Origin of the sequence: Paraburkholderia sp. EG287B, from assembly GCF_040965595.1 — a bacterium.
In the GTDB taxonomy this organism is placed as follows: Bacteria; Pseudomonadota; Gammaproteobacteria; order Burkholderiales; family Burkholderiaceae; genus Paraburkholderia.
In genome coordinates, this window is record NZ_JBFRCG010000123.1 from 1 (window position 1) to 246 (window position 246).

Consider the following 246-nt stretch of genomic DNA (forward strand, 5'->3'; position numbering starts at 1 on the left):
GTGGACGGCCGCAGCAAGGTCACGGGCGCCGCGCGCTACGCCGCCGAATTCACGGCCACAGGGCTCGTGCACGGTGCGGTCGTCAACGCCACCATCGCTCGTGGCAAGATCGCTGCCATCGACGCGTTTTACAGCACGCCCACGGAATTTCATCAGCCGATGGAGATGCACGGCTGCACCGTCGTGCCTTCCGCCGACGGCCGCTATACCGTCTACGAAAAGACCCAGGGCGTGAGCAATACTCAG

1 protein-coding gene is annotated in these 246 nt (G+C 64.6%); it reads left to right on the top strand.

The window, feature by feature from the left end:
- The coding region (locus tag AB4Y40_RS43005) for a molybdopterin cofactor-binding domain-containing protein (RefSeq protein WP_368693004.1) at positions 1 to 246 on the top strand (246 nt) is incomplete at both ends.